The following is a 17756-nucleotide window of genomic DNA, read 5'->3' on the forward strand; positions in this document are numbered from 1 at the left end:
CGTTTTTTATATTTAGTGGGAAAAGATCCTTCTTTCCGTTCAGGATGATAATCTAACAGCGGGCGTAAACCTACATCGGATCAACATCGTAGTGCAACAACAGCGACTTGAACGTCGGGTTGGCAAATACAAGGGACTGGCATTGGAAAATACCTTCACGAACCTTCTGTATCGATGCCTGATTTTCAATTTTGAGCATAATGTGGCGGATATACAACGACTGTATGCGTGATACCGGCGGCTTGCCCGGTCCCAACACACGCTCGCCAAAGGTGGTGCGCAAGGCTGAGACAAACTCCCGTGCTGCGCTGTCGGTCAGTTGCTCGTCTCTGCCACGTACTACAATGTTTATCAGACGGAAGTAGGGTGGATAACGGAACATTTTTCGCTCCTCGGCTTGCAGTTCGTAAAACGATTCATAGTCGTTTCTCCTTACAAAGCTGATCAACGGGCTACCCGGATGTGAGGTTTGAAGGAAGACCAAGCCCTGTTTATTTTTACGTCCGGCACGTCCGCTTACCTGTGTCATGAGTTGGTACGCCCGTTCATATGCTCTGAAGTCGGGATAGTTGAGCATATTGTCGGCGTTGAGTATGCCTACAATGCTTACATTATCAAAGTCTAAGCCTTTGGATACCATCTGTGTACCGATAAGTATATTGGTTTTGTTTTGTTCAAAGTCGGAAATAATACGTTCGTACGACCGCTTCCCTCGTGTGGAGTCTAAGTCCATACGTGCAACCGAAGCTTCGGGAAAGAGTTCTGCAACTTCTTCCTCTATCCGTTCCGTTCCATAGCCTAGCATGTCGAGCGTAGGGGTATTACAATCGGGGCAAACGGTAGGCACTTCGTATGTTGCTCCACAGTAGTGGCATACCATCATGCGCTGCCCTTTGTGATAGGTGAGGCTTACGTCACAGTTTCGGCAATGCAATGTCCACGAGCAGGTCTTGCACTCGAGCATAGACGCAAATCCACGTCTGTTTTGGAAAAGTATGATCTGTTCTTTTTTGCTCAACGCCTCCTTCATTTTGTCGATGAGGGGAGGAGAGAGGAAGGACTTCATTTGTTTCTTCCTTCTCAGCTCTTTGGTGTTAACGACCGATATCTGTGGCAACTCGATATTTTCATATCTCTTGTCCAGCCTTACCAGTCCGTACCTTCCTGTGAGAGCATTATTGTATGTTTCGAGCGAAGGGGTCGCTGTACCCAGCAGCGTTTTGGTGTTGAACAGAGAAGCCAATACGATAGCTGCATTGCGTGCGTTGTAGCGGGGAGCAGGGTCTTGTTGCTTGTACGAGCTTTCGTGTTCCTCGTCTACAATCACCAGATCTAAGTCTGTAAAGGGCAGGAATATAGCGGAACGTGCTCCTAAGATAACTTGTATGTCGTTGTTCTTTAGTAGGTTGTTCCAAATTTCGGCTCGCTCGTTATCGTTAAACTTGGAGTGATACACCGCAAGTTTGTTGCCAAAAACGGCTTTTAGCCTGTCGGTTATCTGGGTGGTGAGGGCAATTTCGGGCAGAAGGTAAAGCACCTGCTTGCCTTTTTCTATCGCCTCCTTTATGAGTTGTATATATATTTCTGTCTTTCCGCTCGATGTAACGCCAAAGAGCAGGGTAATATCTTTTTCCTTGAATGAGTCTTTTATCTCCTCAAGGGCTTTTTGCTGATGTTCGTTCAGTTCCGAAGCGGCATCTATATTGGTATCGCCATAGTCGAAACGGCTGACTTCGTATTCGTATGTTTCGAGGAACCCTTTTTTTTGCAGTTCAGACAGTACGCTAGCCGAAGTATCGGCTTCTTCGAGCAGTGTTTTCTTTAGCACAAGGGGAGTCTCGTCTTTCATAAACAGAAAGGTAGAAAACAAGTGCTGTTGCTTTTTTGCCCTACCCAGCTCGTCCATTATCGCATTTAGCTCTTCTTCGCTGTATTGGCGGGTGAGGCGTATGGCTGTTTGGCTCTTTACGGTATATGTATCTTGTATGTTTTCGCTGATGTATGCCGCTTTTTTGTCTACCAAGGTTTTGATTGCAGTTACGGCATTCGATATTCCCGCTTGCTTTTCTATCTCGGCTATCGTTTTGGCTTTATCGGATGACAGGCAGTAGAAAACTTTCTGTTCGTTGGCGGTAAGTGGTTCGGAAGTCTCAAAGTCGGCATTGAGCAAAACGTGAGTTTCGCTTTCCAGTTTCAGGGCTGAGGGTAGTGCCGCACGATACACATCGCCCAGCGAACACATATAATACATAGCCACCCATTCCCAGAACTTTAGCTGGAGAGGGGTCGCTATCGGATATTCTTCGAGCACGGTAACAATGTCTTTTACCGGCTGTGATAATTTTTCTTTTTCGTATATCTGAAAAACAATGGCTGTGTAAAACTTCTTTTTGCCAAACTGTACAATAACTCTACTCCCTGCGTATACCGATTTTTTAAATTCTAAAGGAATAGCGTAAGTGTAAGTCCCTTGTAGCGGCAAGGGTAATATTACATCAGCATACAACATTTTTGTTTATCAGAAGTAGTAATTGAGTCCTACGGTCCAGTATTGGTTTTTCTTGTTTTGGAACGTATCGGCATCCATGTATTCTTCTTTATAATTGTTGGTCAGGTCGCCACGGAAGTACATTCCCAAATCTATATTTCTGAATAAAGTAACTCCTGCTCCTGCACCCAATCCGAAGATAAAGTTTTTGTGCTTGAAAGCGTTAACCACTTCATTTGCATTTTTAGCATTGTCGTCACCCACTTTCACATTGCCATATACTCCACCTGTAACAAACAAGCCCAAAGGACCAAGCTTGATACGTTGCTTTAAGTTGATAGGCACGCTTATATAATTATAGTCGGATAGAGACGCGTTGTCTTGCTTTTCACTGATCTTATATTCTTTATGTCCGTACAGAACAGAAATGTCTCCCCCGAATCCCGAAATAGGAACTACAAATTCGGCGGTAGGGCCTATCTGGAAGCCTAATCGGTTGCTGGCCTTCAATATATCGGTATTCAGCTTGTTGCTGGCTACATCTACACCTCCCCTTACACCTAAACGAAACTGGGCTGAGGCAGTATTAATACTCAGTACGCAAATAAGTACAAAGAGTGCTAGCGATACTAATTGTTTTGTTTTCATACGTAATACCTTTTATTAACTCTTTTTTTATAACACATAAATAGAGAGAGAAGTTCGTTTGTGCCCGATTGTTTTATAAAATGTTTTCTGAATAAATTGGTGGAATTTCTGATTTTCGAAAGTATTCTGATATTCATTACTCGCATTTTACAGTTTACGAAAATAGTTAAAATTTACAAACAAACAAATTATATGTGGATAATTTTTAATGATTTGTTTATAAGTTGATTACATACCCTTCTCTATGCGATGTTTAGTATGGCTTTAGATCAACTTTTAGTTATAAACTACACAGTATAACCGTTGTTATAAACTATCTTTCGGGGAAATATCGTAAGAACTCCTCATGTTTATAACGCTATTCGAGCCGGCATATTGTTTATTTGTAGTTAAAGAAAGGGTTAAAATGTATTCTTGTCTTCTCTCATACTCCATAATTTCTGCATAACAAAAAATACAGTAACCCTACAAAGAAAACGGAGTGAAACGATCCGTTGCACGAACGGGGTCTCACTCCATTTATGAAGATTAATGTATTTTTTTTTTTAGAACTTGAGGCTTACACCTGCCATGAAGTTAAAGCCTTGTAGCGGATATCCGTATTGTAACTCATACTTCTGGAAAAGCACGTTGTTTAATCGTCCGTTTACGGCTATATAGTCATTTATCTTATATTCGGCTCTGAAGTTCAGCTCATTTATATCCTTCATATTTGCAATCGTCCATGAGGTGGTACTTGCATTTGAGGCAAGAGCCTTGCGTCCGCCTGCATATAGATAATTCACCGATAGGGTAAGGTTGTTGATTGGATTAACGTCAGCGTTAAACTCGGCAGTGAATGTAGGACGTCCCCAAGGTTTGGTATCAGGCAACGTCTCTGCGTCTATTACTTGCACATACGGTTCGTGATATTTCACATTGTAGAAGTAGGCAGTCATACGAGCCGAAAGGTCGGTGTATGGGATCAGGTTGGTTTTCAGCAACCCGCCGATGTGTCCTGTAGAGATGTTAGCATATACAGGGCTTCCAACATTTCCCCATCCTTCTTCTTTATAATAGTTGTATACATAAAGGTGGTCTCTTCTTACGTGCTTGTATCCGGCAAAGAGGTCAAATTCCAAACCACTGACAACACCCGAACGGAATCCGATCTTGGCATTGTAATATGTTTTTGAATATTCGATGCGGGTGCTAGGGTCTGCATAACGGTTTTCTTGCAAAATGTCGAGGAATGTATTGTTGTTCACGCCTCCGCCTACTTCGGCATAGAGTGTGTTTACTTCGTAGAAGCTCACGCTAGCTTTTACATTTGGTGAAATAGCAAAAGCCGTTTTCACATCAAACAATGCACTCAGGTTTGCTCCTAAATCGGCATTCCAGTTTGCTCCTTGAAACTTGATATATGGCGTACCTGTAATATTTGTATATCCGTGATGCGCATTGGGTAGGTAATCGGTTTTGTTGCTGAACGATTGGTTCAATATCATTCCCTTAATCCCTACTTGCTGATCGGCTCCAAATTCTGTATACAGGTTTAGGTCGGCATTGATAATGCCCCCTTTTACTCCGTCGTCTGCTTTTTGGCGACCATACTTATTTGTGAAATAATTGTAGCTCACATTTCCGTCATACTTGATCGGGCCTTCGTTCTCTTCTCTCGATTTCAGTCCTGCTCCGATCTTAAACACATTTACACCTTGCTTGCTGTCTACATCGAACGGATATACAGCAGACGATGTGATCGGAATAAAGCTGTTTCCATAATAATTGTAAGATGTATTATAGAACGATGCTCCTACCGATAAGACAGAAGGGTCGAACGTGTGTTGATATTTCAGGTTGCCTCCTGCATGCATATACTTGGCTTTTACATCTTTGCGGGCATAGTCGCTACCGTTGATATAGTCTACTGTAGAGCCTGTTGCGCTATATGTACCAAAAAAATCGAGGCGATCGTTGTCTCCGTTTACAAGTCTGTACCCGAGAGCTCCATCTATATTTCCACCTGTGCCTAAGCCTAATACTGCATATCCACGTTTTTTGTCGAAGGCTACATCTGTTTTGATATCACCCGATGCCGAAGCTCCCAGTTTGTTGTTGTCCAACCTGATCTGAGGGGTATTGCTCTCGAACTTGATTTCTTTCGGTTTGATAGTAGGGGCGTAGATATCGGGTTGTGTATTTACTTTCGATGCTTCTTGCATTGTAGGTACATAGTCTCTTTCGAGCATCACCTGACGAGTGATGGTAGAGTCTTTTTGTGCCGAAACTGTCAGGCTTATTATTCCCAGTCCTATGACCAATAATGATTTATATGTTGTTTTCATACGTTTTAATTCTGATTTGTTCATAAGTTATTTTAAAGCTGACAAGCGTTCGTCTATCATTGTTTTTATATCGGCTTCGCTGCCTTTATAATTTGCCTGAAGGCTTTCGAGATACTGACGTGCCGAGAATTTATCACCTTTGGCAACATAAGCATCCGACAATACCACCACCGCACGTGCCATCCAATATTGGTATGGCGTACCCTCTTTCATAAAGGCAAGCACTTGTTTCTCGGCTTTGTCGTACGATTTCCACTTGTAATACATATCTGCCAGTAAGAACTGAGCTTCGGCTCCGAATGCGCTGCGAGTATCTTTGGCTACTGCCTGCAAGTCTGTGGCTGCTTCGTCGTTCTTCTTTAGGTTGATATACGATTTTCCTCTGTAGAATCTGGCTTCGTTGGCTACGGCAGGAGTTGCTTTTGCTCCTTGCAATATTTTGCTTGCGGCAGCTACCACCTCGTTATCTTTTTTCAGAAGATAAGCACAACGCAACATACCCAGTTGGGCAATGTCTTTGTTTTCGGTATTGGATGCCACCATATTCAGGTGCTCGTAAGCGGCATAGGCAGCTTCATAGTTTTTGCGGTCGAACTCTATTCCCGATGCAAACACCAAGGCATTGGCAATGTATTTCGGGTTGTTTGAGTTTATAACTTCATTGAAGTGGGTGAGTGCTTTATCGAAATCCTTGGCTTCGAATGCCATATCGCCCAGATAGAAGTGTGTATCGCTTGCAAATACCCCGTTAGGATATGCTTGCAGGTATTTGTTGAATGCTGTTTTTGACTCATCTTTGCGACCTTTCATATATATGTTTTCGGCAGCCAGATAGGTGAGTGAGTCCTGACGGTTGGACGAAAGGATTGTGCCTTTACCCAACGAGTTGACATATGAAGCATACGAGCTGATGTCGTTCATATCTTTGTAAACCGCTTCAAGGCTTTCTATGGCAGTACGTGCTTCTTCCGAATTCGGATAGTTGGCAATTACCTGCTTGTAGGCTTCTGCCGACTTGCGAGGGTTGTTGGTGTTGAAGTATAACTGTCCGAGTTGTACTCCGGCTTTTTGTGCCAGATTGGATTTTGGATGGTCTTTCAGCATTTTTTCAAGAACCGATATTGCTTCCTGTTCTTTGTTTTGCATAACCAATGCACGGCTCTTTTCGTACAGTGCATCGTCTATGTATTGCGAGTTCGGATATTTTGCCATCATACTGTTCAGTGCCGTTACTTTTCCCGAGTAGTTGCGTTGTAATCCCAATACAAATGCTTTTTGGAATTCAGAATAATCGGCATTCTCAGGGTTTGAAGATACGGCTTGCGCATAGTATCTTTCTGCCTCTGAGAAGTTTCTGTTGTAGAGGTTTATATCCCCGATGCGGTTGAGGGCATCGGAATAGTTTGGCGATTGCTTGCTTCTTTCTGCCGAAATATATTTCTTGAAGTTGTTTAGAGCAGAAGAATAAACTTTATCCTGAAACTGTGCGTAAGCCAAGTTATATAGAGCAAGCGGATAATTGTTTTGCGAAGGCGATGCCTGACCGATGTAAGCCGTATAATCTCTAGCTGCTGTGCCATAGTCGGCACTGCGATAAGCTATATCTCCTCGCCAGAAGTATGCTTCGTTGCGCACTTCGGCATTGTAGCTACCCATATTGATGGTTGCATTGAAATCGTTGGCGGCAAGGTCGTAACGCTTGTCGATGAAGTTTTGAACACCCGACTGGAATAATATAATTTGCTTAGCTTCCAGTATCTGACGATCGGGCGACTTGATGCTGTTGATGGCCGCAAGGGCAGTGCTATAGTTTTTGGACGAAAGCAATGTGGAAGCTAGTGCTCCGCTTACTGCGCTCGTATATTTCGAATTTGGATACTGAGCAAGGAAACGTTGCGATGCTGTGATAGCTTCGCCAAAAGCACCTCCTCCGTCTCTGTTGCGTATCATTACGTTGTTGTATAATGCTCCTTCGCTGATAGAAGGGTCGAACTCGGAGCGTGCGGCAGCTTCGAAAGCCATAACGGCATTCTGTGTGTCGTTTAGTTTTAGGTAAGACTGTCCCAGAAGCATCTGTCCTGCCTGTCCCAGTTTGTCGGTTGTAGAAGCTACATCTTTCAGAGCTTCTACGGCATTGCCATACGCACCTGTTTGGTAGTATGCTTCTGCCAGTTGATACATATCTTCACGGAAAGGTGTAGATGTAGTGGCACGATATTGTTCATAGTTGCGGATGGCATTCTGTATGTTGCCAAGGCGGTAGTAGCTGCTGCCTAGCAGGCGATATACTTCTCCGATGTTTTTACTGCCCGGATACGACGAGATAAAGTCTTGTCCTTCGCTTATCGTTCCGTTCATATTGCCTTGCAGGAACTCGCTTTGTATGAGGAAAAATGTTGCATTCTCCTTGTATTCGGGTTTGCTTTTCAGTCTGCGGAATGTAGCGATAGCCTGATCGTATTCTCCTTCCTGAAAATTGGCATAAGCCAGATAGTAGGATGCCGGCTCTGCATATTTTTTACTATTGCGAGACAATAGTCCGAATAGGTTTTTAGCTTCTTTTCTGTCTCCTTTTTGGAGGCTGGCATACGCCATGCGGTAACTATAGTCTTCTTGTTCGCTTACCGATAGATAATCGATATCCACTTGTGAGAACCAATGAAGGGCTTTGTTCCAATCTTTTTGTTGAAAATGAATTGATCCTGTAAAGAAACTGATCTGATTGCGGTGATAAGATTCGGGATAATCGTCAAGAAAATCTTTCAAAATTGTTCCGTCACCGGCTTTGCCCTGATAAAATAAGGAGCTGACAATCATATAGTCTGCTTCTTCCATCAGTTTTATATCTTTCGACTGGTTCTTAAATTCCTGTAGTGTATTGATACATCCTACATAGTTATTGTTTAAGAACATTTCTTTGCCTTGCGAAAATAGCCTTCCGGGCAGTTCTGTGTACACTGACTTCTGAGCGTGAGCCAAATGTAAGCCCGATGCAAGGGTGATAACTAATAGCAGTTTTCTCATATTTTCATTATTTTGATTTCCTGTATTACTTCTTTTACCGAACGTAGCCCAAACAGGTCGGGGTTAAGCTCTGATATTTTTATAAATTGAAGGCTGGCGACATCGTCCTCAGCTTTTATGTTCTGCATATCGTCTACTTTGCACAGGTAAACCAGATCGAGGGTATGCACCTCAAACCCTGAATATATATATGTATTGGGTATAGAGAACATATATTTTGCTTGCGAAACATGGAGTCCTGTTTCTTCTTTTACCTCTCGTATAACAGCTTCCTCTCCTGTTTCGTTCATGTCTACAAATCCGCCGGGCAGGTCGAATGTTCCCTTTGCAGGGTCGTGAGCCCGTGTTGCAACCAGCAGTTCATCATTACTGTTGATAATAATGGCTATTGTGGAAGAACTGGGGTTGAAGTAATAAACGAAGCCACAAGTCTCACATCTTTTCGATTTGAAATTATTCTCCACAAAATGGCTTGAACCACATTTTGGGCAAAATTTGAATTGATGTAGTGGATGCATGTTTTGAGTTTAAAGTTATGAGTTTAAGTTATATTGTAAACCGATACAAACCATAAGCTCTTTACAGATTATTGCCATTTGTATCCTGCTTTTTTGTATTCTTCTGCTACCAGAACAAGTTCGTTATACCAATCTTCTCCGAAACGACGGATAAGGGGCTCTTTCAGGAATTCGTAAACTTTCAATCCTTCCTTCTTGCCGAGTAATACTGCCGCTTTGCAGATCGACCACCGATGATAGTTAACGGCGGTGAAGTCTTTATATTTTTGCAAACGGATAGGGTACAGATGGCAGGAGATGGGTTTGTAAAAGTTGGTACGCCCTTCCCGGTATGCTTTTTCGATGGTGCATTTACAGATGCCTTTTTCGTCGTAATAGGTAAACACACAGTCTTTTCCGTTTACGATAGAGGTTACCATGTCTCCATCGTGGTCGCGATAGGCTACTCCATGCTCTTTAATTACTGCTTGGGCAGCGGGCGACAGGTCGTCCCAGACCTCAGATAAGAGGTCTTCTATTATCTTTACTTCGTCTTCTTCGAGAGGTGCACCGGCATCGCCTTCTACGCAGCATTCGCCCATACAGGCTGAGAGGTCGCATAGAAAATTTTCTTCGATTATATCTGATGCGACTATTGCATCGCCAATTTGAAACATTTATTTATTGTTATGTTTTTAAAAAATATTTAGCAAATATAGATGTTTTTATAGCAGCACACAATTGGCTAAAGTCCTATTTCCTGAAAAAACAGGGTTTCTTTAACACTATTTGATTAAATCGCAGAATGTATTTGCCTAATGTCGGAAATTCTCTTATTTTTGCAGTGATTTTATCGGAAACAATAGTGACGGTAGGATGTATGGCGCAGTAGTTCAATGGATAGAATAGAAGTTTCCTAAACTTTAGATTCGGGTTCGATTCCCGGCTGTGCTACACGGAAAGTCGCTGGTGAAGCGGCTTTTGTTGTTAGAAAGCCTTTCTACATTAATCTTCGGATTGCAAATCCGAAGAGACGAGGCTGTATTTTTATCACAACTTTGCAATATTGTAAGAATGCACATATTCCTGTACACGAAAGTAATAAATTGATGCTTAAATATGCATAATAAATAAGTTCTGGATTCTACGTAGCGGAAAACGCTAAGCTTTATTCCCCTTTTATGATGTATTTAAGAGGTATTTACCTCTATCTATTTTTACAATAGATTGGTAAAGTTTAATCTAGAGAATCAATAAGTACTGAGCTTTCGTTAAAATATAAGTTTTAGCCTAAGAGTAGTAGGTTTTGAAACCAAAACTGCTCTTAGGCTAAAAACCTTTTATTAAAAATACATCTTTTTTAGTATAAACGTTGTATAGAGAGATATAGTCTTCTAACATCGTCGCTAGTTGATGAAGTGTCTTTGTTATCTACGTTGATGAAATAATAAACACGATACCATTTATCATCCAAATTGATATCCATAGTTAAAACTTCCTGATTATCGGAGGTTATTCCTGTTTGACTAGTACGACCACTACCTGTAATATAATCGTTGTACCCAAGATTGGAGTATATACCGTTGTCCAAGTTTACAAATCCATTTGGAGCCAATACGATGTTTGCTCCATTGGCACGATCTACATTTGTTAGCGCAGCAAACCAGAACTTAACATTAGAAGATGATATATTTACTAGTCTTGGGTTAAAGCTTACCGTTCCTGCTCCTGCTGAAGCTGGTGCAGTGAAATATCCGTCCAATCTTAGTTTCCCTCCTATCACGGGTAGATTAGTAGCATAATAGCTTAACCAATAATTAGCTGTTGTAGCGCTAGCTCCGCCGCCTCCAATGGTGGCCGGAATATCATCAGCTTTGTAATACACCAAATCGCCGGGAGCAATACCATCTCCGGCACCTATTGTTGCATTACATGTTTGTCCTCCAATATTTATAGGAAAAACCGTAACATTAGGGGTTGTAACTGTTGGGGTACCTGTGATCGTATAGCTCAAAATACCGGCACCATTACTGAAATTACCAGCAGAAAGTTTAGCCGTAAGACCATTTATGGGGCCTATTGTTTGAGCTTCGTATATACCTCCGTTTCCATTTGTATAAGGAACATTCATTATGCCTTCAAAATAGGTTCCCGAAGTATATATACTTGGCGTTAAAACTACGCTGTTGCACGTAATACTGCCTATCGTACCTGTTTCTAAAGATGTGCCGCTTAATGTTCTCCACGAGCTTCCATCCCAAAATACATAGCCGTTATACTTTAAAGTTCCTGCTCCGGTATTATATACCAATAATCCAGTGGCCGGATTAGTAATAGTGGTAACATCTGTAGTCGATATTAGTGCCACTTTGGGGCCGAGTATACCTTTGTTAGTTACCCCCGAGATATCTAATATAGCAGAAGCATCAGGGCTTATGGTGCCAATTCCTACTTTTCCAAAACGATATATAGGAGATATTTTGTCTCCCAAGGCATCTGTAGTTCCGCCAGCAGCATACCAATCATTTACACCCGATCCCATAGGAATCCATTTGTTGCCATCGCTATAATAGCATCCTGGAGTTACATTGTTTGGTGAAGTACCATCTGTAGCTGTATTATAAACTACCATTCCATTGGCGAAGGCTGCCATTGGCGAAGGCGAAGTAGTACTTGTCAGAGCAACTCTTGGTAATATAATCCCTTTGGAAGATGTTCCTGTGATGTTCTCTTTTAGATCTAATAAGGCATTCGAATCTGGCGGTATATCTGAACCTATTGTTACTTGTGCCTGTGCGGAAAATGTTATAGCAAATATTCCCCATAATAATAGAAAAATACTTTTTACTGGATATAACCTCATTTGTTTGTAAGTTTTATAAAAGTTATTTAAAATATTAACACAACAAAAAATACTTGAGAACGTAAGTTGTTTGTATTAAATGTACTATGCTGAAATCTGAGAATTTGTTCTGTCTTAATATGTGGTAATGTGCAAATTTACAATTATTTTTCTTATTGGGAAGAAATATCTTATATAGTTTATTTTTTTTATTAAAATATAATTATTAAGTGTATGTCGCTAAATATAAAGGGGGTAAAATTGTTTCCTATTTATGATAATTTCGTATGTATCTTTAATATTGTGACTGCATCTTTTATAAGATTGATCTGCAGTGTTTTTGGAAATAGATTGAAAAAGTATTAAACTGAAATAAAAAAGCCCCTTAACCAAAGGAGCTTTATAAATAATAGTGGAGTCTTATTTTACCCGCACCTACCCTCTATCATTAGAGTTTTCATCCGGATTAATTCTGTTTGTGGCAGCCTTTACCGATTTTTCGGAGCTAGGTACAGGATTTTTGATGTTTTTTACTTTTCGGGCATGTTCGTATCCCTCAAATTTATGTTCTTTGGATTGTGTCTTTGATATATCTTCTTTCATGGTTCAATAAATTTAATGTTCGACATACATAGACTAAACAAAACGAATCGGAATAATGTTCTCAGTTCGTTTATTATCTATCTGTATAAAAACAAAAAGGCTGTCATCACGACAACCAATCTTCAATTTTATAACCTAAAGTCTAATACCATGAAAAATACATTACAAAGATAAATCGTCTTCGATATAATAGCAATACCATATTTATGGTAAATTGTTAAGTTATTGATAAGAAGTAATCTGGCTTTTCTGCGATAATTGATCAAAAAAGGCGGCTAAAGGTGTTAAGATTCTTATTTTCATGTACTATCAAGAAACAATTTGATGTTAAGGGCTGTTTTAAGATAATACAGTTTTAATTGCTAATCTAATAAATACTACCATGCTTAACGATGACGATAAATTGAAAAATAGGTCTATGCTCGATAGCAGGCTGGGGGCCCCTATGAAAAAAGTAGAAGGATTGAGTAGTGACATGAAAAAGGCTGAATCGGAACATCTTCATGCGTTCCGCGGAGATATTACCATAAAAGATAGTAAAGAAGACGATCAAAAAAGGAAATAAAAAAGGCTGTCATCTCGACAACCAATCTCAACTTTTTAACCATAAATCTAATACCATGAAAAACACAGTACAAAGATATATTGTGTTTCTGCTCAATACAATACCATATTTATGGTAAATGATAATCAAAAAGGCTTACTTTACTTTATCTGAAAAATAAAAAATGTTAACTTTGAAGATAAAAGTAACAAACGCCTAGATATCATAAACTATGAGAAAAATAGTATTCATTCTACTTACATTCCTATTCCTATATTCGTGTTCCGATGGCAATGATCTTGGTAAAGATGATGGTGATGATTCCGGCAATGGAAATAATTCCTCTTCGGTAAAAATCTCTTTAAAGGCAAAGGCGCAAGAGGCTAATATCCATACTATGATGGAATTTTACTTAGTGCCCGGTGAAGACTGTACAATGCTCGATATAATGGAGAGCTACGACTCTTTGGTTTGGCGTATAGAAGGAGAAAAAGGGCGTCTTAATTTGCTGTCTCATGGCGATAATTGGATGTCTTTAACGAATAAATGGGTACATTCTTTTTATGAAGAGAGCCACGGAAATGTTATCCTTGAGGGTTTTAAGGATGGTAAGGTAGTATTATCCGATTCGGTGAAAATTGATGTATACAATAAACGTGATTTTCTCGGATACAATTGGAAAGATATTACTTCTTCAACACATCGTACAGGAATAGCAAACATATTGAAACCTGAATTGGAAATTTCTTTTATAGAAAGATATATCGATGGATTACCTTCGTTGTATGTTTATTTTGAGCCTGCTTGGGAAGTTGGTAGAGATGAAAAATTATCAAAGATTTTTTATACTCAGAAGCAAGAGACCTTGATACGAAACTATATTTCGAAGCTATATGGCGATCCGAAGTTCAGTTTCGAAAAAGATGCGGATAAACTTGTAGAATCGTATCATAAGATATTTAAACAAGAAGAAGATGCTTACACACCTAGATATGTTTGGGAAACAAAAACAACCAATATTGCCTTAGTTTCAAAATACGTAGACTGGGGAGACTATCAAGCATATTATATTTATGCCGAACCCAGAAGCAATTGAGAGTCGTATAATCATATAATAAAATAAGACCCATCTCATAAAGGTGGGTTTTGTATTTATTTGTAACTTTAATACCGATTATAAAACTACCGACATGAAAAATATACATCTTATCTATTTTAGTCCTTCCCTGTCTACTCGCAAGATAATCCGCAAGATCGGCAAAGATATGGGTGCAACGGTTAGAGAACATGACGTTACAATGGGATTCCCCGATACATTGAACATCGAGAGTCATGATCTTGTCATATTTGGAATTCCCGTTTATGCAGGACGTGTGCCTCAATTAGCGGTTAACGCATTTGAGAAGATAAAAGGTGATAAGACTCCCGCCGTGTTGGTATGCGTGTATGGCAACAGAAACTATGATGATGCCCTTCTTGAACTCAAAGATATATCTGAGGCAAATGGCTTTGTGCCCATAGCAGCAGGTGCTTTTATTGCACGCCATTCTATCTTCTCCGATGTTGCTGTGGGGCGTCCCGATAAGGAAGACAAGCAGGAGATTCAAAAATTTGCACAAGAATGTTTCCGATTATATCAATCTTACGACAAAAACAAACAATATAGCTTGCCAGACGTTAAAGGTAATTATCCCTATCGTGAACCAACACAGGGAGGATATGTCCCTACCGGTGATGATAGGTGCGACGATTGCGGAACATGTGTAAGTCAATGTCCCACAAGTGCCATACCAAGGAGTAATCCCAAAGTGACGAATATGGATTTATGCATCCGTTGCGCACGTTGTATTACTCTATGTCCTGAGCATTCGCGTGCGTTTAGAGGCGAATTATACGAAACGGTAAAAGCGAAATTTGCACCGCTTATGGCTGCACGAAAAGAGCCGGAAGTGTATATGTGTAAAATATAAAGGCGATATGAAAAGTGTAAAATGGGGTATAATAGGCGCAGGAGCCGTATGTGAAAGAAAAAGCGGACCTGCATTTTATGAGATAGAGCATTCATGGTTGCGGGCTATTATGCGCCGTGATGCAGAAAAAGCAGCGGATTTTGCCAAGCGTCACGGTGTAAGAAGATATTATACCGATGCCGACCAATTGATCAACGATCCGGAAGTAAATATTGTATATATAGCTACTCCGCCACATTTGCATAAAGAATATGCAATAAGGGTGTTGCAGGCAGGTAAGCCTGTTTATGTAGAGAAACCAATGGCCATGAGTTACGCCGAATGTCTCGAAATAGTAGAAGCAGCGAAGCAGGCCAATCAGAAGTTATTTGTAGCACATTATCGCAGGGCACTGCCTTATTTCCTGAAAGTAAAAGATCTGATCGACAGTCAGGCTATCGGTAAGATTTTAACAGTCAATGTTCGTCTCTTCCGTCCTGCCAGTGCTTCCGATATGGATAAGCAGCAGCAGACGTGGCGGCTAAAACGTGAGATAGCAGGCGAAGGTTATTTTTTCGACCTCGCTCCACATACGCTCGATATACTCGATTTTCTTTTAGGTGAGATTACTGATGCCAAAGGGTATTATAGCAATTTGGGGGGATACTATGACGTTGCAGACACTCTGTCCGCAATTTTACAGTTCAAGTCGGGGGCGCAAGGTGTTGCCGAGTGGTGTTTTATATCGTCCGAAAAGACGAGAGAAGATACGATAACTATTACAGGGACGGAAGGTTCTATTCGTTTCAGTACCTTCCAGTTTACGCCTATTCTCTTATCATCAACCGATAGAGAGCAGTTCTTTATGCCCGCTCAACCCGATCATATTCAACAACCGCTCATTCAGACAATAGTAGATGAACTCAGAGGTTCTTGTACGTGCCCATCTACCGGAGAGACCGCATTAAGGACGGCAAAGGTGATGGATATGATAATAGGGAAGATATAAATTACAGCGATTTATCTGAGCCTCTTTCTCTTAAAGATGACCCGCGAGCAAGTCCAGTATACAACTACACTTATCGCGCACAGCCCCGAAGCAACCATATATAGTGTTTCGAAAGAGAAATATCCTGTGAGGTAACCACCTACCAGCATACCCAGTGCCAGACCCAGATCGAACCCAATGAGGTAAGTTGAATTGGCTGTCCCTCGCTGATTATTCTCTGCAAGATTGATATATAGTGTTTGCAGTGCCGGAAACATCATCCCGAATCCCACACCGATAAACAGTCCCGATATGCAGAAGGCATAAATATTATGAACCAGAGCAAATACAAGGAAAGCAATAGCAACGATAGCCATTGCCGATACATTTACCTCATGTATCTTGCCTTTGTCAACCAGTTTTCCCGCAAAGACGCGCGAAGCAATAATACCGCCCGCCCAAAACAGGAAGAAAATCCCCGCATTCGGAATACCTATTCCCTTGCCATACTGCGCAACGAATGGGCCTATCGTACCCCATGCAAAGCAGGGTAGGAGTTGGTTGAGGAATATAGGCCAGCCCTTGATCAGGAAAAATCGGTCGAACGAAATTTTCTGTCTTTCTACTTTTGTCTTTATAGGTGCTTTTATAAGCGATACGGTGATAATACCCAGTGCTCCCATTGCAATGGCGCACCATAGCAATACATCAAATCCGGAATGATTGTATATATGAATGGCTATAAAAGGGCCGATGGCCATCGCTACATTCATGAATGTACCATAGTAGCCAATACCCTCTGCTCGCCGCTCGGAAGGAACAACGTCTATCGCCAGCGTGCTCGACGATACGGTAGACAATCCCCAAGTGATGCCATGTATGAAACGGACAACAATGAACAGCAAGACGGTTGTTGCCCAAAAATAGCCGAAGAATATAAGTACATAGCACGAAAAAGCAATCAGCAGTATCTTCTTGCGGGAATACAAGTCTACGATAAATCCCGAAAAAGGACGAACAAACATCAGCGCAATGGCATACGATGCCAGTACAATACCCGTTTGAGATTGGGGAACGCCCATCTGTTCGGTAATATATAGAGGTATGGATGGCATTAGCAGATTGAATGAGCATGCCATCAGGAAGTTAGCCAAACATACATTGAGATAGCTTAACGACCAAAGTTTTGCTTTTTGTGACATATACGGTGTTGCCTAAAAACAAAATGCTTCCGATAATCAGAAGCATTCATTATACAATTATTTGATAAATCTTACCTGATTCCTAATTTCTGTTTTACTAACAATGTAGCATTAGTAGCGTCCGGAGTAACGAATGCTATAGACGGATTGGCAAGATCGTAAATACATACGAATCCGTTTTCGATACCTACCTGATAGATAGCATCCTTTAGTCTCTGGCGTAGAGGTTCTATCAGGGCTTTCTCCTGATTTTGGATATCCTCCTGTGCCACTTTCATAAAATCATTGATTTGACGCTCAAGCTCGTAAAGTTCTTGCATACGGCGCAAACGGATATTTTCCGCCATAGATGTCTGATATGATATGAAGTCAGAATATTTTTTATTATAATCATTCTGCATAACCTTCATCTCTTCCTTATACTTGTTATTCAGGTCGATCAACTGATTCGATGCTTTCACCTTTTCGGGCATAGCTTCGAGCAACTCGTTCGAATTAATAAACGCAATCTGTTGAGCAGTTTGTGCTGCCAGATCTTTCGCAAAAAATAAAGGAAGAATTATAAGGGTAGATATAAGAATAATTTTTTTCATCATGATGATTTGTCGTTTCTGTGTGTGACAATTTTCAAAATCTGACGAAGA

14 protein-coding genes and 1 tRNA gene are annotated in these 17756 nt (G+C 40.8%); 5 read left to right on the plus strand and 10 right to left on the minus strand.

What is annotated here, in order from left to right:
• Positions 1-70 precede the first annotated feature (70 nt).
• The 6 genes from priA to PKC55_RS00170 form a co-directional block, all read right to left on the minus strand.
• Positions 71-2509 (minus strand): replication restart helicase PriA, encoded by a 2439-nt coding sequence (gene priA / locus PKC55_RS00145; RefSeq protein WP_291128731.1) that lies wholly within the window; start codon positions 2507-2509, stop codon positions 71-73.
• A gap of 9 nt (positions 2510-2518) precedes the next feature.
• Entirely contained in the window at positions 2519-3136 is a 618-nt protein-coding gene (locus tag PKC55_RS00150) for an outer membrane beta-barrel protein (protein WP_135104711.1), read from the minus strand.
• A 545-nt stretch (positions 3137-3681) separates the two neighbouring features.
• The gene (locus tag PKC55_RS00155) at positions 3682-5463 is read right to left on the minus strand and encodes a TonB-dependent receptor (RefSeq protein ID WP_291128734.1); all 1782 of its coding nucleotides are present in this window, start codon (positions 5461-5463) and stop codon (positions 3682-3684) included.
• A gap of 27 nt (positions 5464-5490) precedes the next feature.
• A complete protein-coding gene (locus PKC55_RS00160; protein WP_291128737.1) occupies positions 5491-8487 on the minus strand; it encodes a tetratricopeptide repeat protein in 2997 nt (998 codons plus the stop codon).
• Complete coding sequence (locus PKC55_RS00165; protein ID WP_283685811.1) at positions 8484-9005, minus strand: NUDIX domain-containing protein; 522 nt, start codon at positions 9003-9005, stop codon at positions 8484-8486. Before PKC55_RS00165 ends, PKC55_RS00160 begins: the two co-directional genes overlap by 4 nt.
• Before the next feature lie 68 nt (positions 9006-9073).
• Positions 9074-9661, minus strand: a complete 588-nt coding sequence (locus PKC55_RS00170; RefSeq protein WP_283685812.1) for a DUF3109 family protein — start codon at positions 9659-9661, stop codon at positions 9074-9076.
• A 205-nt stretch (positions 9662-9866) separates the two neighbouring features.
• On the opposite strand from PKC55_RS00170, the gene PKC55_RS00175 reads away from it, so the two are divergent.
• Positions 9867-9938: transfer RNA gene (locus tag PKC55_RS00175), tRNA-Arg, on the plus strand.
• A 406-nt stretch (positions 9939-10344) separates the two neighbouring features.
• Here PKC55_RS00175 and PKC55_RS00180 read toward each other — a convergent pair.
• Together PKC55_RS00180 and PKC55_RS00185 are read right to left on the minus strand one after the other, a co-directional pair.
• On the minus strand, positions 10345-11847 hold the full coding sequence (locus PKC55_RS00180) for a phage tail-like protein (protein ID WP_291128951.1): 1503 nt from the start codon (positions 11845-11847) through the stop codon (positions 10345-10347).
• A gap of 414 nt (positions 11848-12261) precedes the next feature.
• Entirely contained in the window at positions 12262-12429 is a 168-nt protein-coding gene (locus tag PKC55_RS00185) for a hypothetical protein (protein WP_167755438.1), read from the minus strand.
• Positions 12430-12811: 382 nt separating this feature from the next.
• Between PKC55_RS00185 and PKC55_RS00190 the strand changes: the two genes are divergently transcribed.
• The 4 genes from PKC55_RS00190 to PKC55_RS00205 all read left to right on the plus strand — a co-directional run bounded on the left by PKC55_RS00190 (position 12812) and on the right by PKC55_RS00205 (position 15931).
• The gene (locus PKC55_RS00190; RefSeq protein ID WP_283685816.1) at positions 12812-12994 is read left to right on the plus strand and encodes a hypothetical protein; all 183 of its coding nucleotides are present in this window, start codon (positions 12812-12814) and stop codon (positions 12992-12994) included.
• Positions 12995-13205: 211 nt separating this feature from the next.
• Positions 13206-14069, plus strand: coding sequence for a hypothetical protein (locus PKC55_RS00195; RefSeq protein ID WP_291128949.1), 864 nt, complete (start codon positions 13206-13208; stop codon positions 14067-14069).
• Between the two features lie 94 nt (positions 14070-14163).
• Positions 14164-14943 (plus strand): 4Fe-4S binding protein, encoded by a 780-nt coding sequence (locus tag PKC55_RS00200; protein WP_291128947.1) that lies wholly within the window; start codon positions 14164-14166, stop codon positions 14941-14943.
• A 7-nt stretch (positions 14944-14950) separates the two neighbouring features.
• A complete protein-coding gene (locus PKC55_RS00205) occupies positions 14951-15931 on the plus strand; it encodes a Gfo/Idh/MocA family protein (RefSeq protein WP_135104720.1) in 981 nt (326 codons plus the stop codon).
• Between the two features lie 11 nt (positions 15932-15942).
• On the opposite strand, the gene PKC55_RS00210 is transcribed toward PKC55_RS00205, so the two are convergent.
• Positions 15943-17112, minus strand: coding sequence for an MFS transporter (locus PKC55_RS00210; protein ID WP_324371353.1), 1170 nt, complete (start codon positions 17110-17112; stop codon positions 15943-15945).
• Positions 17113-17183: 71 nt separating this feature from the next.
• A complete protein-coding gene (locus PKC55_RS00215) occupies positions 17184-17708 on the minus strand; it encodes an OmpH/Skp family outer membrane protein (RefSeq protein WP_006843393.1) in 525 nt (174 codons plus the stop codon).
• Positions 17709-17756: the final 48 nt, after the last annotated feature.

The sequence above is a fragment of the Dysgonomonas sp. genome, from assembly GCF_035323175.1.
In the GTDB taxonomy this organism is placed as follows: Bacteria; Bacteroidota; Bacteroidia; order Bacteroidales; family Dysgonomonadaceae; genus Dysgonomonas.